The sequence below is a fragment of the Leisingera sp. NJS204 genome (assembly GCF_004123675.1).
In the GTDB taxonomy this organism is placed as follows: Bacteria; Pseudomonadota; Alphaproteobacteria; order Rhodobacterales; family Rhodobacteraceae; genus Leisingera.
Map to the genome: position 1 here is coordinate 710147 of NZ_CP035417.1, position 23371 is coordinate 733517.

Consider the following 23371-nt stretch of genomic DNA (forward strand, 5'->3'; position numbering starts at 1 on the left):
CTTACTCCGCTGCAATTTTGGCGTCGGCCGGTTTGGGCTTGGGTTTTGCCCCGTGCTCGTATTCCTCCAGGAAATCGAGCACCTCCTGCCGGTAGGTGTAGTAATCCGGGTGCTCCAGCAGCGCCTTGCGGGTGCGCGGGCGCGGCAGGTCGACGCCGGTGATCTTGCCGATGGTGGCCTGGGGTCCGTTGGTCATCATCACCACCCGGTCGGCCAGCAGGATCGCCTCGTCGACATCATGGGTGACGCAGATCGCGGTCACCTTGGTGCGCGACCAGACTTCCATCAGCACCTCCTGCAGCTCCCAGCGGGTCAGGCTGTCGAGCATGCCGAAGGGTTCATCCAAGAGCAGCAGCTTGGGCGAGAGAGCAAAGGCGCGGGCGATGCCGACCCGCTGCTGCATGCCGTTCGACATGGCGTTTGCGGGTTTGTCCATCGCATCCGCCAGGCCGACGCGCTCCAGATAGTATTCCACCACGTCCTGCCGCTCCGCCTGCGACGCCTTGGGATAGACCTTGTCGACCCCGATGGCGCAGTTCTCCCGCGCGGTCAGCCAGGGAAACAGGTTTGGCGACTGGAACACCACGGCGCGCTCCGGGTTGGCGCCTTCTACGTGTTTGCGGTCGAGCTTGATCGCGCCCTTGGAAATCGGATTGAGCCCCGCCGCCATGGTCAGAACCGTGGATTTGCCGCAGCCCGAGTGGCCGATCAGCGAGATGAATTCGCCCTTGTTGATCTTGATGTTGAAATCCTCGACCACGGTCAGCGGTCCCTTCGGCGTGGGGTAGATCTTGTGCAGCTGCGAGAATTCCAGAAAGCGTTCCTTGGTCAGCGACTTAGAGGCCTCGGTCACTGCCGCAGGCAGCCCGTGGACCGGAATGACATCCGGCAGAGTTCTGGTGCTTTTGATTTTGGCCTCGATCCCTGCATCCATCAGGCAGGAGGTCACTTCTCTCCGCAGGCGCTTGAAGATCTCGTCGCTGTTCATGGCGGACCGCTCTCGCGGGCGCGGAATGGAAACCTTGAACGCCTCCCCCAGCGTGCCGTCGGGGTTTAGCGCGATGATGCGGTCGGCCAGCAGGATCGCCTCGTCCACGTCATTGGTGATCAGCACGCAGGTTTTCTTGTCCGCCTGCCAGATCATCTCGATCTCATCCGCCAGATTGGCGCGGGTCAGCGCATCCAGGGCTGACAGCGGCTCATCCAGCAGCAGCACCTCAGGGTCCATTGCCAGCGCGCGGGCCACATTCACCCGCTGCCGCATGCCGCCCGACAGTTCCGCCGGGCGGCGGTTTGCAGCATGGCCCAGGCCGACCATCTTCACGTAGTGGTCCACCTTGGCCTGTTTCTCCGCCCTTGCCATGCCGGGGAAGACCGTGTCGACCGCGAGGGAGACATTGCCGGTCACCGTCAGCCAGGGCATCAGCGAATAGCTCTGAAAGATCACGCCGCGTTCGGGTCCGGGACCGGAGATGCACTTGCCCCTGAAGGTGACAGTGCCCTGCGACGGCGTTTCCAGCCCCGCCATCAGTTTGATCAGCGTGGTCTTGCCAGTACCGGAGAAGCCCAGCAGGACAAGGAACTCGCCCTCCTCAACCTTCAGGTCGATATTGTTCAGGACATCGGTGCGGGCGGTGCCTTCGCCAAAGCTTTTGGAGACATTTTTGAACTCAAGAACGCTCATGGCGGATCACCTGTTGTTCGAAAAGGTAAAGAGCGACTGCAGCGCGTACATCACCCGGTCCAGCAGGAAGCCGATGATGCCGATGGTCAGCACCGCGACGATGATCTTGGCCAGCGACTGCGAGGAGCCGTTCTGGAATTCGTCCCAGACGAATTTGCCAAGCCCGGGGTTCTGCGCCAGCATTTCGGCCGCGATCAGCACCATCCAGCCGACCCCCAGCGATAGCCGCAGGCCGGTGAAGATCAGCGGCAGGGCCGAGGGCAGCACCAGCTTGGTGATCTTGGTATATGTGTTCATTTTCAGAACCTTGGAGACGTTCACCAAGTCCTTGTCGATGGAGGCCACTCCCAGCGCGGTATTGATCAGCGTTGGCCACAGCGAACACAGCGTCACGGTAATGGCGGAGACCAGGAACGACTTGGCAAACAGCCCGTCATTGCTGGCGTACAGTGCGGAAACGATCATCGTCACGATCGGCAGCCAGGCCAGTGGCGACACCGGCTTGAAGATCTGCACCAAGGGGTTGATGGCAGAATTGGCCACCGGCGACAGGCCAGCCAGGATACCCAGCGGGATCGCCACCGCAGAGGCGATCAGGAAGCCGAAGAACACGGTCTGGATCGAGGTCCAGATCTGCTGATAGTAGGACGGCGCGCCGGTATAGGGGATATCCTTGACCCGCTCCGGCTGGCCGCGGTCGGTAAAGCGTTGATTGCGGGCCTCCACCTTCTTGTAGTGGGCCTGTTTCTTGGCGGCTTTGGCCTGCGCATCCCTGTGCAGGTTCACGGTTTCAGTCCAGACAGCGGCAGGGCCGGGGACCGCCCCCAGCGAAGTTTGTACTTTGGGGGCCATCGTGGCCCAGAGCAGGAGAAAGGCCGCAATCGCGATGACGGGAACCGCCAACAGGCGCCAGATTTCCTTCATCTGCGCCTTGGGGTTGTCTCCTGCGGCGGCTTTCAGAACAGGGGTGATCCAGGTCAGGCCAAAAACCTGAAACCAGGCGTCCAGCTTGTTGATCCGGGTAAACAGCCGGGCGCGGCGGGCCTCGGAGCTGAGTGTGTCGGGGTCGACGGTGGTCATGGTGGGATCCTTTTCGAGGAATGCTGCGACAGGGCGGCGGCGGCCTTGGCTTGCCGCGCCGCGCACCCGTCCGGGGTCAGCCCTGAACGGCGCCGCCGGCGACGGTCTGGCCGGCCTTCAGGCCGATCGGCAGGCTGTCGATGTAGGCGTTGGGGGTTTTGCCATCAAAGGGGATGCCGTCGATGATGTCTGCGGCCGGGGTCGGGGCCTTGTATCCGTCACTGTCCCAGGGGAAGTCCGCAGCATCGGCAAGCCCTTCATCGACCAGCATTTTTGCCGCTTCCAGATAGATCCCGGGCTTGTAGACCGAGCGCGCGACTTCATCATACCAGCTGTCGGGTTTGGGCTCGACGATCTGGCCCCAGCGGCGCATCTGGGTCAGGTACCAGACCGCGTCCGAATAGAACGGATAGGTGGCGTTGTAGCGGAAAAACACGTTGAAATCGGGCACCGTGCGCTTGTCACCCGGTTCGTATTCAAAGGTGCCGGTCATCGAATTGGCGATCACCTCCGGGTCGGCACCGACGTAATCCGGGCGCGACAGGATCTCGACCGCTTCCGCACGGTTGGCGTTATCGTTTTCATCCAGCCACTGGGCCGCGCGGATCAGCGCCTTGACCACGGCGCGGGTTGTGTTGGGGTTTTCCTCGGCAAACTCTGCGGTGATCCCGAACACCTTTTCCGGGTTGTTTTTCCAGATCTCGTAATCGGTGATGACTGGTACGCCGATGCCCTTGAACACGGCCTGCTGGTTCCACGGCTCCCCGACGCAGTAGCCGGAGATGGTGCCCGCCTCCAATGTCGCAGGCATCTGCGGCGGCGGTGTCACCGACAGGAACGCCTCGGCGCCGATCTGGCCGGTCACATTTTCGGGCGAGTAGTAGCCGGGGTTAACACCGCCAGCCGCCAGCCAGTAGCGCAGTTCATAGTTGTGGGTGGAGACCGGGAACACCATGCCCATCTTGAACGGCTTGCCCTTGGCGTTGAAGCTCTCGATCACCGGCTTCAGATAGGCGGCGGAAATCGGATGCGCGATCCGGCCGTCGGCGTCTGTCGGGAGGTTCGGCTTCATCATTTCCCAGACCTCGTTGGACAGGGTGATGCCGTTGCCGTTCAGATCCATTGAGAACGGGGTCACGATGCGGGCTTTGGTGCCGTAACCGATAGTCGCGGCCAGCGGCTGGCCTGCCAGCATGTGGGCGCCGTCCAGGGTGCCATCTATCACCCCGTCCAGCAGCACTTTCCAGTTCGCCTGCGCTTCGAGGGTCACAAACAGCCCCTCATCATCGAAGAACCCCTGCTCATAGGCTACCGCCAGCGGCGCCATGTCGGTGAGCTTGATGAAACCGAAGGTCAGAACGTCCTTTTCCAGGTCGTGCATTTCAGCCAGAGCCGGCCCGGTCAGCGCGGTTGTGGCAGTTAAGGCGAGGACAAGTTTCTTCATCGGGTCGGTTTCCTTTTATTGCTGTGTCCGGCCCGAAGGCCGAATAGAAAAAGCCGCTGACACGCACCGCCTGAAAGTGTGGCGGCGGGTCGAGCGGCTTTGCTCAGTGAAACCCGGTCTTCGGGAAAATTCTCAGTCAGGCACCGTTGCCTGTCTGACCTCAGGCTGCCGGAGGAGGAGCAAGGCGGCAAAGACTTCTTTGCTCATGCAGCAAGAAATTCTGCGTTGCAGCATGATGGCTTGGAAAGCTGCCTGCTTTTTCATCAGGCCGCGGCCTGGGGATCAAAAACGCGGCCATCGAAGAACCGGTTCTGTAACAGGCTGGCCGCTGCCGATTCTCCGGCTGCCTGCAGCAGGGTGCTGATCGCGCCTTCCAGTGTCAAAGGGGCGCCGGGCATGTCGGCGCCGGTCCCGCGTAGGGCGTTGCGGTGCAGGTTGCTGTCGAATACCTGCCCGGCCTTTGCCAGTGCCGTCTTGCGGCCCAAGCCGTTCCTGTGTGCGAGCTGTAAGGCACTCCATTGCACCTGGCTCCGCCAGGAGAAGCCTGCGGCGCCGTCAGAAAGCAGATGAAACCGGATGTTTCGCGCTGCAGGCCCTGAGGTGTGACCGTGAGTATTCCCGGCAGCGCGCGCTCGAAGATTTCGGCGGGCAGATCGAGATGTCGCCGCGCGGCCAGCATATCCCGCAGCGACGACCAGGAGAGCGCGCGGTGCAGCTCCAGCGCCAGCTGTTGTTCGGCGGCAAAGCCCATATTCTGCGCGGCAATCAGCGGCGCCGCATCGGTCAGCGGGACATAGCCGCCAGGGATCCCCGTGCCGTGCTCATGCCAGCAGCCCTGCCGCGGTGACCAGCGCCTGCGCCACGTCTGGGACGCGCTTGTTCTGGTCCATCGCGGTCTTGCGCAGCAGCGCATAGGCCTCATCTTCGGCGATGCCGCGGGCCTTCATGACGATGCCTTTGGCACGGTCGATGACCTTGCGCTCCTCCAGGGCGCGCTTGGCTTCGGCAAGCTCGGTGCGCATCTGCTGAAACTGCCGGAACCGGGCAATCGCGGCGTCCAGAACCGGCTTCAGCCGGGCGGGCTGCAGCCCGTCGACTACATAAGCCGAGACACCGGCCTCCACTGCGGCAGCAGATAGCCCGTCCTCGCTGCGATCGACAAACATGGCCACCGGACGTTCCTTGGGGCCGGATGCCAGCGTCAGTTCCTCCAGCATGCCGCGCGAGGGATCTGCAATATCGATGAGGACAACATCCGGGTCACGCACCTGTATCCGGCGCGCCAGGCCTGAAGGTTCCGAGATGACCTGAATGTCGAAATCCCCGGCTTCCCGCAACCCGTCCACAATCATGAAGGCGCGTTCGCGGTCTGTTTCGACAACAACAATGGACAGGACACCGGGCATGCGGCAGAGCATGGAAAGGGCGGAAGATGTCTGTAAAGGCCACTGATGCGGCGCGATTTTCAGATAACGTGCTTACGCCGAAATTTTAGGCGAACAGCCCGAACCTTCGGCTTGGTAAAAAGAAACTGGCGGCAGCCAAACGCCGGCCTGCGGGAGGCTGCTTGAAGTTCTCAGCGCGGTGAGTGTAGTGCGATAGGTATGCCAGTCCGGCCCTGGGTCCGGCGAAGGGCTCCTTGGCAAACACGACCCAATCGATCCGGCGCAGCGGTTGCAGAAACGCGTCGAAGGCCGCGCGACCCGCAAGCCCGGCATGACTGCCGAAGAAGCGCGGCTTCCCGGCGACGTGCAGCCGGGCCAGCCCGATCAGTTGGGACAGTGCCTGTTCCGGCAAGAGTTGCAGGCAATGTGGTCATGCCCGCAATCTACACATCGCGGCATGGACGCCGAGCGCCTTTCTTGCGCTTCGCCGCGGTCAGATCGTCCAGCGGGCTCTCCGCCGCCGAGATCATGCCCTCTCTCGGCAGATTGCGGCGCACTCGACTGCCAGGTAATAGATGACGCGGATGTCCACGCCGCGCTCCAGCAGATGTGTCGCGAATGAATGGCGCAGCGTGCCAGAGGCGCGTCTTCGACACATCGTGTGCAGCGTCACTGGCTTGGTGCCATGATCAGGATGTGCTTGACCTCGTTGCCGCTCAGCACTAGCGGCACCTTCACCGGCATCATGAGTGTGGAACACTTCGGCCGCCAGGTCATGCCGCCGCAGCGTGATCCGGAACAGAACCTTCACCCCGGTGATGGTCTGGTTGCGGGTACAGAAACTCGACCCGCTCTCGATCAGATGCCGCTTGCAGACCCGCAAGTGGCTGGTTAGAGAACCAGTCCAAGTTTGCGCGGCGGCATACCGGCAGTTACCCGGGCGCGAAGGGGTGCCGTCGGTGTGGACTGTTGAACGGTCATGGGAAACTCTCTGTCGACCGAGGCGAAATCACCTCGGCCAACAGCACATACCCGACCTCCTAAACCGAGAAATAAACGCCGGTTCAGCCCGACACCGGCCACGCAGAGTCCCTATCGCGGAGCGATTTTGCACCCGGTGTCTAAAGCAGACTTGGGCGGGTTGCCTGTCTGCAAATACAGAGAACGTCAGGACTGTTCCGGATTGGGTAAATTCAGGGCTTCGGAATTGCTGCACCTTGCCTGAATGACCGCGTTTCCTTTTGCTATGCAGCGGGTGATTTTCGGCAGTGCGGCGGGTAGGCGCGCTGCGAGCGGGCGCATTGAGAATTCAGCACTTCCGCGCTGGGCGCTCTGACTGAATTCGCCGCGCAAGCGACGGACGGCTGCTCTGTTGAAATCGCATGAGCAAAGAGCGTTCCGATATTTGAGGTCTGCACGCTCTTTGCCCATGCTATCGTTGCGGCCAGATGGAGACCGAAGCAACACGGTAGATATTTTCAGCCAGATGAAGAGAGGCTCCTTTATTCTTCTGGCCTTAAATACCCCGGAGCGCGAGGCAGAGCCTCGCTTCAGGTTTTCCAGTCGAAGAACCCCTTGCCGGCTTTCTCCAATAGCTTTGCCGCCATTTCCCGGCCCAATTCCGCACCGTCTTCCACCGGGCAGGTCTGATCATCGTTGATCGCTTCGGAACCATCCGGGCGCAGCACTTCGCCGCGCAGGCGCAGGGTGGGGCCGTCGAGTTCGGCAAGGCCCGCAATCGGAGTCTCGCAGGAGCCGTCAAGCGCCGCCAGAAAGGCGCGTTCGGCGGCCAGGCGCTGGCCGGTTTCACCGTCATGAATTGCTGAGAGCATCTCGGCGGCGCGGCTGTCATCCGCGCGCCGTTCAATGCCGATGGCGCCTTGTGCCACTGCGGGCAGCATGTCGTTTGTTTCGATCGCTGTGGCAGGCACATCCGCCATCGCCAGCCGGTTGAGGCCGGCCATCGCCAGGAAGGTGCATTCCGCGACACCCTCGGACAGTTTGCGCAGCCGGGTCTGCACGTTGCCGCGGAATTCTACCACGTTCAGATCGGGACGGCGGTTCAAGAGCTGCGCGCGGCGGCGCAAGGATGACGTGCCGACCACCGCGCCCTTTGGCAGGTCAGAAAGTGATTTGAGAGACGGGGAAATGAACGCATCGCGCACATCCTCGCGCGGCAGATAGGTGTCCAGCGCCAGCCCCTCCGGCTGCAGCACCGGCATGTCCTTCATCGAATGCACCGCAATGTCGATGGCACCGGACAGAAGATCCTCTTCGATCTCCTTGGTGAACAGCCCCTTGCCGCCCAGCTCTTTCAGCGGCTTGTCCGCTGCGATCAGCGCCTGATTGTCGCCGGTGGTCTTGATCACCACCACCTCGAACGCCTCTTGCGGCAGATCGAAGGCGGCGGCCAGGCGGGCGCGGGTCTCATAGGCCTGGGCCAGCGCCAGCGGCGATCCGCGGGTGCCGATTTTCAGGGGCGAAGCGGGGGTGGGCAGGGTCAGTGTCATAAGAAGAAGCCTTAAATCAGTTTGCGCCCCGGAGGAAACCGGTTTTTGCCTTTCTCACATGCCTGGGGAGGCGGCATTGATATAGGACAAGGCGCTTGAGGGCAGGGCGCGCCAGATCGCCCCTGCTCTTGACATTCCGCCCCGCAGGCGTGACCTCAGAGGGCGATCTATACGGGCGATTGATAGCGAGGATGACCATGGGTGGACAAAAGAAGCTGCTGCGCGCATTGGCGGGTGAGAAACAGGATGTGCCGCCGATCTGGATGATGCGCCAGGCGGGCCGCTATCTGCCGGAATACCGCGCGACGCGGGCTGAGGCCGGGGATTTCCTGTCGCTTTGCTACAATCCTGAACTGGCCGCCGAAGTGACCCTGCAGCCGATCCGCCGCTATGGCTTTGACGCAGCGATCCTGTTTGCCGATATTCTGCTTATCCCGCAGGCGCTGGGGGCGGATTTGTGGTTCGTGACCGGCGAAGGCCCGCGGCTGTCGACCATCACCACCGAGAACGACTTTGCAAAACTGGGTCCGGTATCGGATATCCACGAGACGCTGAACCCGATCTATGAGACCGTCCGCATCCTGTCGCGTGAACTGCCGTCCGAGACGACGCTGATAGGGTTCGCAGGTGCACCTTGGACCGTTGCGACTTATATGATCGCGGGCCGCGGAACGCCGGATCAGGGGCCTGCCCACGCCCTGCGCGAGGAAAACACTGCCCTGTTCGAGGCGCTGCTGGCGCGGATCACCGAAGCCACCATTGACTATCTGTCCAAGCAGATCGAGGCCGGCGCCGAAGTGGTCAAGATCTTTGACAGCTGGGCCGGCTCGCTGAAGGGCGAGGCGTTCCAGAAATATGCGCTGGAGCCCTGCCGCCAGATCACCGCAGCGCTGAAGGAGCGCCACCCGGGCATTCCCGTCATCGGTTTCCCGCGCGAAGCGGGTGAGAAATACGTGGGCTTTGCCAAGGCAACTGGTGTGGACTGTGTGGCGCTGGACAACTCCGTTGATCCGGCCTGGGCGGCTGCCCATGTGCAGGCGGACGGCTGCGTGCAGGGCAATCTGGCGTCCCGCCACATGGTGACCGGCGGGCAGGACCTGGTGGATGAAACCCGCCGCATTGTTGATGCCTTCAAGAACGGCCCGCATATTTTCAATCTGGGCCATGGCATCACGCCGGATGCGGACCCGGACAATGTGCAGCTGATGATCGACACGGTCCGCGGCGGCTGAGCGGTTCAGCAGCGGCCCGGCCTTGTGCCGGGCGGCGGTTTCGGGCATCAGCGCAGCAGCACGCGCCGCGAATAAGGACATAACGGTGGATTACGGTAAATCTGGAGCACCCAAAATGGGCAAGAATAAACCTCGTCACGCCGAACATAATGCCAAGGGGACCAAGAAGAACCCCTTTGGCAAGCAGTCGGACAAGACCGAGCTGCTGAAGCGTATGAAAGCGGCAGCCGAAAAACCCAAAAAAGAAGACTGAGCCTACTTCAGGCCCAATTCCGCCAGGATTTCATCCGTATGCTGTCCGCGTGCGGGGATTTCCGGCGGGGTCCATTCCGGCTGATCTGAAAACCGCGGGGCAGGAGCAGCCTGCAGCACACCCTGCGCTTCAGCCCATGTGCCGCGGCTGTTCATCGGGTGCGCCCGGGCTTCTTCGGGGTTCAGCACCGGTGCCACGCAGGCGTCTGTGCCTTGAAAAAGCGCCGCCCAGTGATCACGCGCCTGGCTGGCGAAAATCCCGGCGAGGCGGCCTGTGAGCGCGGGCCAGAGGGTTTTGTTGAACTGCTGATGGAACGCTGGATCTTCGGACAGCTGCAGCTTTTCCAGAAACAGCGCATAGAACTTCGGCTCCAGGCATTGCACCGAGACATAGCCGCCGCAGGCGCAGGCATAGGTGCGGCTCCAATGCGGCCCGTCGAGCAGGTTTGCGCCGCGTTGCACACCGAAATTGCCGGCCTGCCGGATGCTCATCAAGAGGTTCATCATATGGGCCGAGCCGTCATAGATTGCAGCGTCCACCACGCAGCCGCCGCCGGTTGTTTTGGCCCTGAGGATGCCTGCCAGCATCCCGGCCACCAGATACATCGCGCCACCGCCGATATCGCCGACCAGCGTGGCGGGTGTTTGCGGCACATCGCCGGGGCATGAGGCATACCAAAGCGCGCCTGACAGCGAGATGTAGTTCAAATCATGCCCCGCGGCATGGGCCAGCGGGCTGTCCTGCCCCCAGCCGGTCATGCGGCCATAGACCAGTGCGGGATTGACCGCGCGGCAGGTTTCCGGGCCAAGGCCCAGCCGTTCCATCACGCCGGGGCGGAAACCCTCGATCAACCCGTCGGCGGTGGCGGCCAGAGCCAGAAAGGTTTCAGCATCAGCTGGCTCTTTCAGATCCAGCCCGATTGATCGTTTGCCCCGGTCCAACAGCGAGCGTTCCGGCATTCCGGGGGTGACGGTGCCGCCCTTGCGGTTGACGCAGATCACCTCGGCCCCGAGGTCGGCCAGTGTCATTGCGGCAAAGGGGCCGGGGCCCAGGCCTTCGACCTCGAGAATACGGATCCCTTGCAGCATTTCGGTCCCTTTCGTGATGCCCGGCTGGATCAGTCTGCGGCGGCTCAGCTGCCTTGGGCAAGCTGCTGGCGGAACTTCCGTGGCGGCAGTCCGGTGCCCTTGGCAAAGATCCGGCTGAAATGGGCCGGATCGGTAAAGCCCAGTTCATAGGCGATCTGCGCCGCGGTCAGGTTGGTGTAGATCAGCAGCCTCCGCGCCTCGCGCAGGACACGGGCGCGGACCAAGGCCGAGGCCGGCTGGCCGGTGGCCTGATGGGCGATGCGGTTGAGGTGGGTTGCAGAGACAGCCAGCGCGCAAGCGTAGTCCGCCAGCGGGCGCCGCAGGCGGAAGTCGCGCTCTACCAGCGCCTCGAACCGGGCAAACAGCGGGCTGGCGCGGGCCTGCGGATCTTCTCCCTGGGCGGCGGCGATGGCGCGGGCGGTCAGCGCGGTAACCGACAACGCTAGTCCGCGCAGCATCTGCGCGCGGCCAAAATCCTTGTTGCCGTATTCCCGGAACAGGCGCGCAGCCAGGCTTTGCAGCCCTTCGGGCAAGGGCAGGACGGCAGGCAGATCCAGCGGTGCGCGCATCCCTTCGCCCGGTGCCAGGCTCTGGTCCAGCAAATCCGAAGCGAGCGTGATCACCCAGCCGCCGGTGCGGTTGCCAAAGCGGAAGCCATGCACCACGCCGCGGGGCACATTGATCAGGCAGGGCGGGGACAGGGTGTGGCTGTTTCCGTCAAGATCCGCCTCTCCTGCACCGCCGGTCAGCACCAGTATCTGGTGCAGCCGGGCATGGCGGTGCGGTCTCAGTTCCCAATCATGCAGTTCGGAACGCGCGCGGATGGTCTCCACATGCAGAATATCAGCGAGTTCCGCGGTCTCGCCAAACAGGTTGTAGGTGTCGATGGAGGTTAGCGTCTGCATGTATGAAATGTACAAGAACTGGCGCGTTGGGTCCATTCGCAAAGATGTGTGCGCAGCGCATAACTGCACCCTGCAAGCACAAGTCGGAAAATCGGGGAACGCGCATGTCCACGCATCAGACGCAGGTTGTCATCATTGGCGGCGGGCCTTCGGGGCTGCTGCTGTCGCAGCTGCTCCATCGCCAAGGGGTCAGTTCAATCGTTCTGGAGAAGCACAGCCGCGCGTATGTGCTGGGCCGGATCCGCGCCGGGGTGTTGGAACACGGCTTTGTCAATCTGATGCGCGAGGCTGGCTGCAGCGGCCGGATGGACCGCGAAGGGGAGATCCACGAGGGGTTCCATATTGCCCATCAGGGGCGGCTGGACCGGATCGACCTGGCAAAACACACCGGCGGCGAGACGGTAATGGTCTACGGCCAGACCGAGGTGACCCGCGATCTGTATGAGGCGCGCGACGCGATGGGTGGTGAGGTTTTGCACGATGTGCAGAATGTGCAGCCGCATGCGCTGACGGATGCGCGCCCCTATGTGACCTGGGAGCAGGACGGCGCATCGCAACGGGCAGACTGCGACTTCATCGTAGGCGCCGACGGCTTTCACGGGGTCAGCCGCAAATCTATTCCGGCGGAGGTGCTGAAGGAATACGAAAAGGTCTATCCCTTCGGCTGGCTAGGGGTTCTGTCGGAAACGCCGCCGGTTGCGCAGGAGTTGATCTATGCACGCCATGAGCGCGGCTTCGCTCTCTGCTCGCTGCGCAGCCGGGTGCTGAGCCGTTACTACATCCAGGTGCCGTTAACGGACCGGGCCGAAGATTGGAGCGATGCGGCCTTCTGGGCAGAGCTGAAGCGCCGGCTGCCGGAACAGGTGGCAGGGCAATTGGAAACCGGCCCGTCAATCGAGAAATCCATCGCGCCATTGCGCAGTTTCGTGGCGGAGCCGATGCGGTACGGCAATCTGTTCCTGGCGGGCGACGCCGCCCATATTGTGCCGCCGACCGGTGCCAAGGGGCTGAATTCGGCGGCCTCGGACATTTACTACCTCTATCATGGCTTCCTGGACCACTACCTGCGGGGCGACAGTGCAGGGCTGGACCGCTATTCCGAAAAAGCACTGGCGCGGGTCTGGAAGGCGGAGCGGTTCAGCTGGTGGATGACCAACCTGCTGCATCGTTTCCCGGAAGGCTCCGAGACCGATCTGCGGCTGCAGCGGGCGGATCTGGACTATCTATTCTCTTCAGAGGCGGCGCGGGCCGCGCTGGCAGAGAATTACGTCGGGTTGCCGTATTAGGGGGGCTTCTCGCAGGAGCAAGACTATGCGCCGGCTATGAAGCGGCAGGCTCCCGCGCCTTTGCAATGCATCCTGGATGCAAGGCAAAGCCTTGGGCCCGGCGCCGCGCTGGTGCGCGGCGCCGGGCCCGTCTGCGGCAAGCCATTCTGGTAGATATTCAAACCTGGCCTGACTGTCTGACAAGCACAGATGCCGTTGCCGCCATTGCGCTACCGCTGCGTGCGCAGCACGCTGCCCGGCCCAACGCTGCCCAAGGTCCGGCGTCAGCCGGCCGCCAGGGCGGGGGCGGGAGCGCCCCAGGCAACAGTCAGTCTTTGGCTGGCAGGGCGCGGGTTTTCAGCCAGATCCAGCAGCGCGGCGCCGAAATCCGCAAAGGAGATCTGCGACACACCCGCTGCGTCTGTCAGCAGCGTATCGGTGCCAAGCTGGTATTGGCCGGTCAGCGGGCCCTCTGTCAGCAGCGCGGGCGGGCGCAGGCAGGTCCATTCCACCCCGGTTTCCTGCTCCAGCATGGCGTCTTGGGCCGCGCAGGCTTCGGCAATCAGGCGGGAGGCCTCCGGCAGAAAACCCGGTGCGCTCAGCACTGTGTGGGCGCTGCCATCCGCCAGCTTCAGCAAGGCCGCGCCGCCTGTTACCAGGGCCGGAACGCCGGCGTGGCGCGCGGCCTGCACCGCGGTGCGGGTCAGCGGAATCAGGTCCTCTTCGCGCCCGGCGGGCGGGCGCAGGGCGCTGATGACCAGATCATGGCCTGCTGCCGCGTTGACCGCGGCCTGCGGATCCGTCAGCAGATCCAGCGGCCGCGGAGTAACCAAGGGGCTGATTGCGGCAAGGGCTGAAGGCGTGCGCGACACGGCCGTTACCTGATGGCCGCGCTGTGCTGCGGCCTTTACGGCTGCACTGCCCACATCGCCGGTGGCGCCGAAAATGATGATCTTCATTGTATGCTCCTTGATTTATCTTTACGTCGAGATATAGCGGATAAATCTCGACGTAAAGATAAAATTGCAAAGGTTGACGCTGCGGCAGTTGCACCGCTCTACTGATCTGACCTGAGCGGTGCAGATCAGGGGCACGGGCCAATGCCGGCTTGGCAGGGGGCTGCGGTGCGGCTAGGTCTGAGAGGAACCGGAAACATACGCCAGGGAGGCCAAGCCCATGCAGATGAGTGACCAGAAGGAGATCGCCGCCGATCCCGCAACCGTCTATTCGGCGCTGCTGACGCCGGAGGTGCTGAAGGCATGTGTGCCCGGCGCGCAAGAGGTCACCGGCACGCCGCAAGAGGGGTTCGAAGCCACTGTCACGCAAAAAGTCGGCCCGGTCAAAGCCACCTTCAAAGGCCAGGTCAGCCTGTCGGATCTGGTAGAGAATGAAACGCTGACCATTTCCGGTGAAGGCAAAGGCGGCGCGGCCGGCTTTGCCAAAGGCGGGGCGGTTGTGACGCTGGCGCCTTCGGACACAGGCACGCTGTTGTCTTATGAGGTTGAGGCCAAGGTCGGCGGCAAGCTGGCACAGCTTGGCAGCCGCATTATCGACGGTTTTGCCAAAAAGATGGCGGATCAGTTTTTTGCCAATCTGCAAGCGCATCTGGCACCGCAAGAGGGCACCGAAGACGGCGAAGAGACCCAGGAAGAGGGCGAAAAGAAAGGCTGGTTCAGCAAGGTGACGGGCCGCGGCTGATCCCCGTATCAGCTCTGCGCAGGCGCACAGGCGCGTCTGCAAGGCGGGGGCTGGCAGTGTCGGCAGGCCGCCGTTAGGGTGGCCGGGATTTGAGAACATGCCGGAGGCACCATGGCGTCCATTCTGTCGATCCGCGACCTGCGCAAAGTTTACGACGGCGGGTTCGAGGCGCTGAAAGGCGTCTCGCTTGATATTGAAGAAGGTGAGATTCTGGCTCTGCTCGGCCCCAATGGTGCGGGCAAGACGACCCTGATTTCTACCATTTGCGGCATCACCACCGCGACCTCGGGCCATGTCAGTGTTGGCGGCTTCGACAATGTGGCCGAATTCCGCGCTGCGCGCTCGCTGATCGGGCTGGTGCCGCAGGAAATCACCCTGGAGCCTTTTGCCAAGGTGCATGACACGGTCAGTTTTTCGCGCGGCCTGTTCGGCAAGCCTGCCGATCCGGCGCGGATCGAGGATATTCTGCGCAAGCTGTCGCTGTGGGAAAAACGGGATGCCAAGGTAATGGAGCTGTCCGGCGGCATGAAGCGCCGGGTGCTGATTGCCAAAGCGCTGGCGCATGATCCGCGCATTCTGTTCCTGGATGAGCCGACGGCGGGCGTGGATGTGGAACTGCGCAAGGACATGTGGGCGATCGTGGATGAGTTGAAGGCCGGCGGCGTCACCATCATCCTGACGACACATTACATTGAGGAAGCCGAGGCGATTGCCGACCGGGTCGGTGTGATCACCGGTGGCGAGCTGCTGCTGGTCGAGGCGAAGGAACAGCTGATGGCCCGGATGGGGCAGAAACAGCTGGAGGTGCAGCTGACCACGCCGGTTGACACCATTCCGGAAGCGCTGGCGCAGCATGAATTGCAGCTGGTGAACGGCGGCGGTGCGCTGCTCTATACCTATGACACAAGGGCGGAACGGACCGGCATCACCACGCTGCTGAATGACGTGGCGCAGGCCGGGCTGGTGCTGGCGGATGTGCAAACACGGGAATCCAGCCTGGAAGATATTTTTGTCGGGCTTGTTTCGGGGGGTGGGGCTTCGGCCGGCGACGTTCAGGGGGACGCAGCATGAACTGGACAGCGGTCGCAACCATCTACAAGGCGGAAATGGCGCGGTTCTGGCGCACTTTTCTGCAAAGTTTCATCTCGCCGGTGTTGTCCACATCGCTTTACTTTGTGGTCTTCGGCAGCGCCATCGGCAGCCGGATCCAGGAGGTTGACGGGATCGACTACGGGGCCTTTATCGTGCCGGGGCTGATCATGCTGTCGGTAATCACCCAGAGCATCTCCAATGCGTCTTTCGGGATCTATTTCCCGAAATTCATCGGCAACATCTACGAAATCCTGTCGGCGCCGATCAATTTCCTGGAAGTGGTTGCGGGATTTGTCGGGGCGGCGGCAACCAAGTCGCTGTTTATCGGCGTGGTGATCCTGTGCACGGCGTCGTTGTTTGTGGATCTCTCCATCCAGCACCCGATTGCAATGGTGGCGTTTTTGGTGCTGACCTGCCTCAGCTTCTCGCTGATGGGGTTCATTATCGGCATCTGGGCCGGGAATTTTGAGCAGCTGCAGCTGGTGCCCCTGCTGGTGGTGACGCCGCTGGTGTTCCTGGGGGGCTCATTCTACTCAATCTCGATGCTGCCGCCGGTCTGGCAGACCATCACCCTGTTCAACCCGGTGGTCTATCTGGTATCGGGTTTCCGCTGGGCGTTCTTCGGCCAGGCGGATGTGCCGGTATTGCTGAGCCTCTGCGCAATCGGCGGCTTTACCCTGGCCTGCATGGGCGTCATCTGGTGGATCTTCAAAACAGGCTGGCGCATCCGGGCCTGATCCGGCGGCTGGATGCGGTGCGGGAGGCTCCCGCCCGCTGCGGGTGCCCGTTGGGCGCCCTCCCGGTTGGGCCCGGCACGCTGCGCGTGCCGGGTGTTGCGTCATTGACCGGCAGAGCACGCTGCGCCGCGCGGCAGCGCGGCGCCCGGCCCAACGGGAAGGCGGCTGCTGCAAGCAGCCGGCCTGACGGGCGGGAGCCTCCTGGCTTATTTGCCGGCTGCAAACCAGCGTTGCATTTATGCCCGCGGCTGTGCGGATTTTGCATTTCACGCCAATTCCCCGGGACGCGCACCTTGTTTCACCCCGGGCGGCTCTCTACATCGGCGCCATGAGATTTCGCCTGCCTTTCCTGAATAGACAGCCCTTGGTGGCAGTGGTTCGCCTGAATGGCGCCATCGGAATGCCCGGCCGCGGCTCGCTCAGCGATGCGGCCCTGGCACCAGTGCTGGAGCGTGCCTTCCGCAAGGGTAAACCCGCCGCGGTGGCGCTGGAAATCAACTCGCCCGGCGGCTCGCCGGTGCAAAGCTCGCTGATCGGCGCCCGCATCCGCCGCCTGGCGGTAGAACTGAACATCCCGGTCTACGCCTTTGTCGAGGATGTTGCGGCCTCGGGCGGCTATTGGCTGGCCGCTGCCGCGGATGAAATCTGGGCTGACGCCAGCTCGGTGCTGGGTTCGATCGGGGTGATCTCCGCCGGCTTTGGCGCCCATGTGCTGCTGGCCCGCCAGGGCGTGGAGCGCCGGGTCTATACAGCCGGCGAGAGCAAATCCATGCTGGATCCGTTCCGCCCGGAAGATCCCGAGGATGTGCAGCGTCTGAAAGTGATCCTGAACGACATCCACGCCAATTTCATCGACCATGTGACAGACCGCCGCGGCGCCAAGCTGCACAGCGAGGAAAACCTGTTCACCGGCGAGATCTGGCTGGCCCGCAGGGCCTTGGACCTGGGGTTGATCGACGGCATCGGCCACCTGAAACCCAAAATGCAGGAGCGTTTCGGCGACAAGGTCCGCTTCCGCCGCTACGGGCTTAAGAAGCCGCTGCTCAGCCGCTTGGGCATGCAGGTCGCACAGGATGCGCTGGCCGGGATCGAGGAGCGGGCGGAATACGCGCGTTTCGGCCTCTGACGTGCTGTTCAAGATTGTTGCACTTTTTCTGGTGGTGATGGCGGTGCTTGCCATGTTCGGCAAGCTGCGCTTCCCGGGCCAGAAACAGATCAATTCCAGGCGTTGCCCCTCCTGCGGCCGCTTCCGGATCGGCAAAGGCCCCTGTGCCTGCAAAAAAGGAGATCGTGGCAAATGATGCCATGGCTGTATTCGGCTTTGGGCCTGGTGATCCTGCTGCTGGCAGGCGATGCGCTGGTGCGCGGGGCGGTGAACCTCAGCCTGCGGCTGGGGGTGCCTGCGCTGATTGTCAGCCTGACGATCGTGGCCTTTGGCACCTCGGCGCCGGAATTGCTGATTGCCATCAGTGCGGTGCATGAGGGCGCTGATGGAATTGCGATGGGCAATGTGGTCGGCTCCAACACTGCCAACATTCTGCTGGTTCTTGGCATTCCCGCGCTGATGCGGGCCTTGCACACCAGCGAATGCAACACCCGCAAAAACTATGTCTTCATGCTGGCCGCATCGGTCCTGTTCATCGGTCTTGCCTTTTGCGGCACTTTCACGGTCTGGTCCGGCCTGATCCTGCTGGCAGCGCTGTCCGGGGTGCTGGGCGTGGCGTTTCACGAAGCCCGCAATCACCGGCGCAATGGCAACAACTGCGCCGCAGACGCCGGCCTGGAAGAGATCGAGGAAGCGGATCCGGACATGCCCTATTGGCGCGTCTGCATCTACCTGCTGCTGGGCCTGATCGGCCTGCCGCTGGGTGCCGATCTGCTGGTCGACAATGCCACCATCATTGCCCGCACCTACGGGATCAGCGAAACCGTGATCGGCCTGAGCCTGGTGGCGGTGGGCACTTCGCTGCCTGAGCTGGCGACCACTGTCATGGCAGCAATGCGCCGCCAGGCCGATGTGGCGCTGGGCAATGTGATCGGGTCCAACATGTTCAACCTGCTGGCCATCATTGGCATCGCCACCTTTATCGGCCCGATCAGTGTGGACCCGGAATTCCTGCGGTTCGATCTTTGGGTGATGCTGGCGGCCTCGCTGCTGCTGATCCCGTTTGTCTTCCTGAAACAGGACATCACCCGCATCTGGGGTGTCATTCTTACGGCGCTCTATCTGGCCTATATGGCCGTGCTGTTCTAACTCTGTCACTGCAGCGGCAGCAGGGAGGCGCAGATGCGGGCATTGGTGACCGGAGCGGGCAGGCGGCTGGGCCGGGCGATGGCGCTGGACCTGGCCGCGCGCGGGTATGACGTTGCCGTCCATTTTGCGTCCTCGGCGCAGGAGGCTGCGGATACAGCGCAGCAGATCCGCGCCCTGGGGCGGGATGCGGCGGTGCTGCAGGCGGATCTTTTGGACGAAGGACAAACGCAGGCCTTACTGCCCCGCGCGGCTGAGGCCCTTGGCGGGCCGGTCACTTGCCTGGTCAACAATGCCTCGGTTTTTGAGCATGACACGCTGCCCACCGCCACGCGGAACAGCTGGGACCGGCATTTGGACAGCAACCTGCGGGCGCCCTTCGTGCTGCTGCAGGCGATGGCCGCGCAGCAGGTGCCGCTGGTGCGGGATGCAGGCGGCGAGCCGCGTGCCTGGGGGCTGGCGGTCAACATGATCGACCAAAGAGTGCGCAAACTGACACCTGAATTCATGAGCTACACGCTGGCGAAGTCTGCGCTGTGGACACTGACACAGACAGCCGCGCAGGCCCTGGCGCCGCAGATCCGGGTCAATGCCATCGGACCGGGGCCAACCTTGCAGGGGCCGCGGCAAAGCCAGCAGCAGTTTGCCCGCCAGCGCGCAGCCACAATCCTGCAGCGGGGCGCGGATGCCGAAGACGTCACCGCGGCCCTGTCCTATTTGCTGCAGGCCAAGGCGGTCACCGGGCAGATGATCTGCACCGACGGCGGCCAGCATCTGGGCTGGCTAACCCCGGACAGCGACGGGCTGGAGTGACGCAAACAGGGACCAAAATGTCCCTTTCCCCGAAAGTTTTGCACCGGTTCACCTGCCGTCACGGAAGCGTTACAAAAACGCCTTTGTTTTCAAAACCTTGACAGGAGCTACGGAAAGTTTTCAGTAAAAACAATACCTTATCAAGTTGCCTAATTTTTAATCATTCGTCCAAAACCACCAAATAATAAGGGAAAAGGCGGGATAGCCCAAAGATATCTCCGTAGTTATCCACAGCTTCGGTGGATTTCCCTGCTCTTGATCCGGGCAGGCAAACATTGCAGCCAGGGGCGGGGAATCATATGTCTGGACGCATGACTGACCAGCCCGCCGCCCCCCCCGCGGATTCGCCCGCCGAAAAGCCCAGAACCGGCTATGCCGTGATCCAGGATTACCTCAGAACACTGGATGCATCGCCCGGGGTTTACCGGATGCTGGATGCCGACAGCCGGGTGCTTTACGTGGGCAAAGCGCGTAACCTCAAGGCGCGGGTGTCGAACTACAGCCGCCCCGGCAACAGCCCGCGGATCGAGCGGATGATTGCGCTTACAACCTCGATGATGTTTCTGACCACGCGGACGGAAACCGAGGCGCTGCTGCTGGAGCAGAACCTGATCAAGCAGCTGAAGCCCAAGTACAACGTGCTGCTGCGCGATGATAAAAGCTTCCCCAATATTCTGGTCGCCAAGGATCACGGGTTTCCGCAGATCAAAAAACACCGCGGGGCGCGCAAGCAGAAGGGCAGCTATTTCGGCCCCTTTGCCAGCGCGGGCGCAGTAAACCGGACCTTGAACCAGTTGCAAAAGGCGTTCCTGCTGCGCAACTGCTCGGATTCGATGTTCGAAGCCCGCACGCGCCCCTGCCTGCAGTATCAGATCAAGCGTTGCTCGGCGCCCTGCACCGGGCTGATTTCCGAGGCGGGGTATGCCGAAAGCGTGCGCGACGCTGAACGGTTCCTGTCGGGCCGTTCCACCAAGATTCAGGAGGAGCTGGCAGAACAGATGATGGCGGCCTCCGAGGCAATGGAGTTTGAGCGCGCCGCGGCGCTGCGCGACCGGATCAAGGCGCTGACCCAGGTGCAGTCCAGCCAGGGCATCAACCCGCGCGGCGTCGCCGAAGCGGATGTGATCGGCCTGCATATGGATGGCGGCCAGGCCTGTGTGCAGGTGTTTTTCATCCGGGCCAACCAGAACTGGGGCAACCAGGATTTCTATCCTCGGGTCGATGCCGACAACAGCCCGGCCGAGGTTATGGAGGCCTTCCTGGGCCAGTTCTACGGCAACAAGGAGCCGCCGCGGCAGCTGATCCTGTCGGATGCGATTGAAAACGCCGACCTGATGGAGGCGGCGCTGGGCGGGAAGGCTGAGCGCAAGGTCGAGCTGCTGGTGCCTCAACGCGGCGAGAAGACCGAACTGGTGGCCTTTGCCGTGCGTAATGCCCGTGAAAGCCTGGCCCGCCGCATGGCCGAAAGCGCCACCCAGACCAAGCTGCTGCGCGGGCTGGCCGAGGCGTTCGGGCTGGACGGCCCGCCGCAGCGGATCGAGGTCTACGACAACTCCCATATCCAGGGCACCAATGCGGTGGGGGGCATGATCGTTATGGGGCCGGAAGGTTTCATGAAAAACGCCTATCGAAAGTTCAACATCAAGGGCGATGACCTGGTGCCGGGCGATGACTTCGGCATGATGAAGGAAGTTCTGAACCGCCGTTTCTCGCGCTTGCTGAAAGAAGACCCGGACCGGGACAAGGGCCTGTGGCCGGATCTGCTGCTGATCGATGGCGGCGCGGGGCAGGTTTCCGCGGTGGCCGAGATCATGGCGGAACACGGCGTGCAGGACATCCCGATGGTGGGGGTGGCCAAAGGTGTCGACCGCGACCACGGCAAGGAGGAGTTCTACCGCACCGGTGAACGGGCCTTTGCCCTGCAGCGCAACGACCCGGTGCTGTATTTTGTCCAGCGGATGCGGGACGAGGCGCACAGGTTCGCAATCGGCACCCACCGCGCCAAACGGGCCAAAACGATGAGCGCGACACCGCTGGATGAGGTGCCGGGTGTCGGCGCCTCCCGCAAGCGCGCGCTGCTGGCGCATTTTGGCAGTGCCAAGGCGGTAAGCCGTGCCAATCTGGCCGACCTCAGGGCAGTGGACGGGATATCCGAGGCTCTGGCCGAACGGATCTACGACCACTTCCACGCGCAGGGGTAAGGGCGGATATTTGGGGGCCGGCCGGTTTCGTGCTAAATCTGCAGGGCAGCCTTTTTACTGCCCGGAGGAATTATGCCTGTATCCCTGACCATGAAATCCGTTGTCTACGACACCTATTCCGTGTCCGGCAAAACTCTGCCTGCCATTGCCAAGAGCATAAAAAGCAAAGGGCCGAAGGATCCGAACGACAACAAAAAGGTGGCGTTTTTGACCACCACTGAGCTGGAATGCCTGACCGCCAAAGGCAAATACGCCGCCGACGGCAAGCCCAAGATCGAAAAGAAAACGGGCTGGTTCGAGGTGAAGGCCAAAGTCTCGGCGCTGAAGCTGGTCCTGCATTCGACTATTCGCTGCCCGAAACGGTCAGTCAGCGGGCTGCCGCCGCGGGCGCTGATTGAATGGTACCGGTTCTATGCGTGCTGTCTGGTTCATGAAGCGCAGCATGTGGATAAGGCCAAGAAGGAATGCGAGAAAATCGCCAAGGAGCTGAACAAGCTGAAGGGAACCGGGCTGGCAGATACCGAGGCGGAGGCGCTGAAACTGGCCAAGGAAGACCTGATGCGGGAGATCAACAATCATATCTTTATCGACCGGGACCGGTTGAACGAGGTGCACCGGAAGTTTGACCATTCCACCCATCACGGCGAAACCAAGGGCGCGCTGCTGGATACGTCCATAGGGTGAGCAGGGCACGGCCCGCGTGTGTCAAAGGGCAGGTGCCGCCGGCTGTTGCGGCCTATCCCGGCCCGGCCATCGCCGAATTTTGATCAAGCCCGCTTTCCTCTTGCGAAACAGCCGGATAATGTGCGCGGCATGAAGTGGACCCTGCCGAATATCCTCACCCTGATGCGGCTCGTCGCAGCGCCTGGCCTGGCCGTGATGTTTCTGTATTTCTCCCGTCCCTATGCGGACTGGTTTGCGCTGCTGCTGTTTGTCACGGCGGCGGTGACCGACTGGTTCGACGGCTACCTGGCACGGGCCTGGAAGCAGGAAACCAAGATAGGCGCGATGCTGGACCCGATTGCCGACAAGGCGATGGTGGTGATCGCGCTGATGATCCTGGTGGGATATGCTGCTGAACACTGGACCCCCTGGCTGGTGCTGCCGGCCACGGTGATCCTGTTCCGCGAGGTGTTTGTCTCGGGCTTGCGCGAATATCTGGGCGACACGGCCGGCACGCTGAAAGTGACCAAACTGGCAAAGTGGAAGACCACTGCGCAGATGATCGCCATCGCTACGCTGTTTTCGCAAGGCATCTTCGAACATTATCTGGTGATGTCCTCATTCGGCATGGATGATCAGATCTACTCGCAGATCATCGCCGGCGAGTTGGAAGATCTGTTCGGGCTGCGCTGGAAAGAGGCCGGTGTGATCTGGACGGGGCGTCTGGGCTTGTGGCTGCTGTGGATTGCAGCAGCGCTCACCCTAATCACTGGCGCTGATTACTTGCGCAAGGCGATGCCGCATCTGAAGGAGGCTCATTGATGGATATTCTCTATTTCGCCTGGGTGCGTGAACGCATCGGCCTGCCGCGCGAGCGGGTGGAGACGTCGGCAGCCACCGTTGCGGATCTGGTTGAGGAGCTGCGCGCCCGTGAAGACCGCTATGCCGCTGCCTTTGCCGATCTTTCTGCCTTGCGTGTTGCCTTGGATCAGGAGCTGTCTGATTTCGATGCGCCGCTGACTGGCGTGCGCGAAGTTGCCTTTTTCCCGCCGATGACGGGGGGCTGACGC

24 protein-coding genes and 1 pseudogene are annotated in these 23371 nt (G+C 62.5%); 13 read left to right on the forward strand and 12 right to left on the reverse strand.

Annotation, left to right across the window (positions count from 1 at the left end; all coding sequences use genetic code 11):
• Position 1 precedes the first annotated feature (1 nt).
• The 9 genes and pseudogenes from ETW24_RS03585 to hemC all read right to left on the reverse strand — a co-directional run bounded on the left by ETW24_RS03585 (position 2) and on the right by hemC (position 8103).
• Positions 2-1684 carry an ABC transporter ATP-binding protein gene (locus tag ETW24_RS03585; protein ID WP_129369784.1) on the reverse strand — a complete coding sequence of 561 codons (1683 nt, stop codon included), beginning with the start codon at positions 1682-1684 and terminating at the stop codon, positions 2-4.
• Between the two features lie 6 nt (positions 1685-1690).
• The gene (locus tag ETW24_RS03590) at positions 1691-2764 is read right to left on the reverse strand and encodes an ABC transporter permease (protein ID WP_129369785.1); all 1074 of its coding nucleotides are present in this window, start codon (positions 2762-2764) and stop codon (positions 1691-1693) included.
• A gap of 76 nt (positions 2765-2840) precedes the next feature.
• Entirely contained in the window at positions 2841-4208 is a 1368-nt protein-coding gene (locus ETW24_RS03595; protein ID WP_129369786.1) for a CmpA/NrtA family ABC transporter substrate-binding protein, read from the reverse strand.
• A gap of 263 nt (positions 4209-4471) precedes the next feature.
• On the reverse strand, positions 4472-4693 hold the full coding sequence (locus ETW24_RS24145; protein WP_164982651.1) for a hypothetical protein: 222 nt from the start codon (positions 4691-4693) through the stop codon (positions 4472-4474).
• Positions 4588-5130, reverse strand: coding sequence for an ABC transporter substrate-binding protein (locus ETW24_RS25155; RefSeq protein WP_129369787.1), 543 nt, complete (start codon positions 5128-5130; stop codon positions 4588-4590). Before ETW24_RS25155 ends, ETW24_RS24145 begins: the two co-directional genes overlap by 106 nt.
• Positions 5030-5614 (reverse strand): ANTAR domain-containing response regulator, encoded by a 585-nt coding sequence (locus ETW24_RS03605; protein ID WP_129372832.1) that lies wholly within the window; start codon positions 5612-5614, stop codon positions 5030-5032. Before ETW24_RS03605 ends, ETW24_RS25155 begins: the two co-directional genes overlap by 101 nt.
• Before the next feature lie 175 nt (positions 5615-5789).
• Positions 5790-5981, reverse strand: a pseudogene (locus ETW24_RS25315) (transposase); the annotation flags it as partial.
• A 138-nt stretch (positions 5982-6119) separates the two neighbouring features.
• Positions 6120-6476 (reverse strand): hypothetical protein, encoded by a 357-nt coding sequence (locus ETW24_RS03615; protein ID WP_237456857.1) that lies wholly within the window; start codon positions 6474-6476, stop codon positions 6120-6122.
• Between the two features lie 667 nt (positions 6477-7143).
• On the reverse strand, positions 7144-8103 hold the full coding sequence (gene hemC, locus ETW24_RS03625; RefSeq protein WP_129369789.1) for a hydroxymethylbilane synthase: 960 nt from the start codon (positions 8101-8103) through the stop codon (positions 7144-7146).
• A gap of 197 nt (positions 8104-8300) precedes the next feature.
• Between hemC and hemE the strand changes: the two genes are divergently transcribed.
• The gene (hemE, locus tag ETW24_RS03630; RefSeq protein ID WP_129369790.1) at positions 8301-9335 is read left to right on the forward strand and encodes a uroporphyrinogen decarboxylase; all 1035 of its coding nucleotides are present in this window, start codon (positions 8301-8303) and stop codon (positions 9333-9335) included.
• 115 nt (positions 9336-9450) lie between these two features.
• Entirely contained in the window at positions 9451-9588 is a 138-nt protein-coding gene (locus ETW24_RS24150; RefSeq protein ID WP_164982652.1) for a hypothetical protein, read from the forward strand.
• A 2-nt stretch (positions 9589-9590) separates the two neighbouring features.
• Here ETW24_RS24150 and ETW24_RS03635 read toward each other — a convergent pair whose 3' ends face one another.
• Together ETW24_RS03635 and ETW24_RS03640 are read right to left on the reverse strand one after the other, a co-directional pair.
• The gene (locus ETW24_RS03635; RefSeq protein ID WP_129369791.1) at positions 9591-10676 is read right to left on the reverse strand and encodes a CaiB/BaiF CoA transferase family protein; all 1086 of its coding nucleotides are present in this window, start codon (positions 10674-10676) and stop codon (positions 9591-9593) included.
• A 44-nt stretch (positions 10677-10720) separates the two neighbouring features.
• Positions 10721-11581 (reverse strand): helix-turn-helix domain-containing protein, encoded by an 861-nt coding sequence (locus ETW24_RS03640; protein ID WP_237456861.1) that lies wholly within the window; start codon positions 11579-11581, stop codon positions 10721-10723.
• Positions 11582-11685: 104 nt separating this feature from the next.
• Between ETW24_RS03640 and pobA the strand changes: the two genes are divergently transcribed.
• Positions 11686-12867, forward strand: coding sequence for a 4-hydroxybenzoate 3-monooxygenase (pobA, locus tag ETW24_RS03645; protein ID WP_129369793.1), 1182 nt, complete (start codon positions 11686-11688; stop codon positions 12865-12867).
• Between the two features lie 263 nt (positions 12868-13130).
• Here the strand turns inward: pobA and ETW24_RS03650 are convergent, their stop codons facing one another.
• A complete protein-coding gene (locus ETW24_RS03650) occupies positions 13131-13805 on the reverse strand; it encodes an NAD(P)-dependent oxidoreductase (protein WP_129369794.1) in 675 nt (224 codons plus the stop codon).
• A gap of 217 nt (positions 13806-14022) precedes the next feature.
• Here ETW24_RS03650 and ETW24_RS03655 point away from each other — a divergent pair, with 217 nt between their 5' ends.
• The 10 genes from ETW24_RS03655 (at position 14023) to moaD (ending at position 23368) form a co-directional block, all read left to right on the forward strand.
• Positions 14023-14544 (forward strand): CoxG family protein, encoded by a 522-nt coding sequence (locus tag ETW24_RS03655; protein ID WP_129369795.1) that lies wholly within the window; start codon positions 14023-14025, stop codon positions 14542-14544.
• Positions 14545-14655: 111 nt separating this feature from the next.
• Positions 14656-15615 carry an ABC transporter ATP-binding protein gene (locus ETW24_RS03660; protein WP_129369796.1) on the forward strand — a complete coding sequence of 320 codons (960 nt, stop codon included), beginning with the start codon at positions 14656-14658 and terminating at the stop codon, positions 15613-15615.
• Positions 15612-16373 (forward strand): ABC transporter permease, encoded by a 762-nt coding sequence (locus ETW24_RS03665; RefSeq protein WP_129369797.1) that lies wholly within the window; start codon positions 15612-15614, stop codon positions 16371-16373. Before ETW24_RS03660 ends, ETW24_RS03665 begins: the two co-directional genes overlap by 4 nt.
• Before the next feature lie 328 nt (positions 16374-16701).
• Positions 16702-17499, forward strand: a complete 798-nt coding sequence (locus ETW24_RS03670; protein ID WP_129369798.1) for a S49 family peptidase — start codon at positions 16702-16704, stop codon at positions 17497-17499.
• A gap of 171 nt (positions 17500-17670) precedes the next feature.
• Positions 17671-18627, forward strand: a complete 957-nt coding sequence (locus tag ETW24_RS03675; RefSeq protein WP_129369799.1) for a calcium/sodium antiporter — start codon at positions 17671-17673, stop codon at positions 18625-18627.
• 33 nt (positions 18628-18660) lie between these two features.
• On the forward strand, positions 18661-19437 hold the full coding sequence (locus ETW24_RS03680; RefSeq protein ID WP_129369800.1) for an SDR family oxidoreductase: 777 nt from the start codon (positions 18661-18663) through the stop codon (positions 19435-19437).
• Positions 19438-19736: 299 nt separating this feature from the next.
• Positions 19737-21638 carry an excinuclease ABC subunit UvrC gene (gene uvrC / locus ETW24_RS03685; protein WP_441328126.1) on the forward strand — a complete coding sequence of 634 codons (1902 nt, stop codon included), beginning with the start codon at positions 19737-19739 and terminating at the stop codon, positions 21636-21638.
• 72 nt (positions 21639-21710) lie between these two features.
• Complete coding sequence (locus ETW24_RS03690; protein ID WP_129369802.1) at positions 21711-22322, forward strand: DUF922 domain-containing protein; 612 nt, start codon at positions 21711-21713, stop codon at positions 22320-22322.
• Between the two features lie 129 nt (positions 22323-22451).
• A complete protein-coding gene (pgsA, locus tag ETW24_RS03695) occupies positions 22452-23123 on the forward strand; it encodes a CDP-diacylglycerol--glycerol-3-phosphate 3-phosphatidyltransferase (protein ID WP_129369803.1) in 672 nt (223 codons plus the stop codon).
• Positions 23123-23368: a molybdopterin converting factor subunit 1 gene (gene moaD / locus ETW24_RS03700; protein WP_129369804.1), complete on the forward strand. Its 246-nt coding sequence runs from the start codon at positions 23123-23125 to the stop codon at positions 23366-23368. Before pgsA ends, moaD begins: the two co-directional genes overlap by 1 nt.
• Positions 23369-23371 lie beyond the last annotated feature (3 nt).